Source organism: Thalassospira sp. MCCC 1A01428 (assembly GCF_002115825.1).
Taxonomy (GTDB): domain Bacteria; phylum Pseudomonadota; class Alphaproteobacteria; order Rhodospirillales; family Thalassospiraceae; genus Thalassospira.
In genome coordinates this window covers 1-867 of the sequence record NZ_JFJZ01000143.1, presented here as the reverse complement: position 1 = coordinate 867, position 867 = coordinate 1, and the positions used below count along the sequence as shown (strand labels likewise).

Sequence of the window (867 nt, the reverse complement as noted above, 5' to 3'; positions counted from 1 at the left end):
TGCATTTGCCGTAAAAAATGAGGCTGGTGGCATCCCCGAATATTGTTTCAGCCCTGACTACTTCCTTTTTTTCGGTGATTTCATAGCCGCTGGGACAATAGTTGTTTTCTTTCAGGGAGGTTTCCAGCCATCCAATAAGGTCTTTTTCGGTGTAAGGGTAAAGTTTGTCGGCCTGAAAGCGAAATTTGCGGTCGGGTAGCGGCTCGAAATCGCTTGCCCGTGCCCGGTCATATGTTGTGCAGCCAGCAAGAGCAACGATTACAAAGGCGAAGGAAAAGGCAGCAAAGATGCGCATTGATCTATCTCTTGGTGATAGTTGGTGTTGGTCAGCCAAATTCGTCAACCAGTTCGGCAAGGGCTTCGGTTTCTTCAGGTGTGATGATGCCGTCTGCCTGAACGAGGCCGTGACAGGCTTCGACAAACATTTTGCGATGGTGTGGGTGATGATCCCATATTCCATCAAGGGCGCTGTTTACCTGATTCTCGGTAGGTCGCAGGCGTTTGATGTAGGCCGCAAGGGCCTTACGGTCGGTTTCGGTGAATGGCTCGTTGTGGAAATCTGCCACCTTTATCGCATAATCGAGCATGAATTCGATTTCGGCGGGGTGCATACAGCCGTCGCTACGTGAGAGGGTGGATAACAGGCGCAAATCGGGGCGGCAGTATTTTTTTATGCGTTGTGCCGGTGGTGTAAATGCGGCGACAAACTGTTCTGCCTGTTTCGACGGGAAAAAGGCTGGATTTACATCGATCTGCAATTGATTTCGGAAAAAATCGACGGGGTGGGAAACAACGCCGTCCACATCAATGACTGACAGGATGCCGCTGCTAAGAAATTGCCGGTAAGCGTGGCGTTCATAACAATAG

The 867-nt window shown here is 50.2% G+C and carries 2 protein-coding genes; both read right to left on the bottom strand.

Features of this window, described 5'->3' with window-relative positions; translation table 11 throughout:
- The coding region (locus tag THS27_RS26300; RefSeq protein ID WP_139835775.1) for a hypothetical protein at positions 1–334 on the bottom strand (334 nt) is incomplete at its 3' end.
- Positions 327–867: TerB family tellurite resistance protein (locus tag THS27_RS27060; protein WP_168185033.1), on the bottom strand; the 541-nt coding region annotated here is incomplete at its 5' end. The genes THS27_RS26300 and THS27_RS27060, both read right to left, overlap by 8 nt.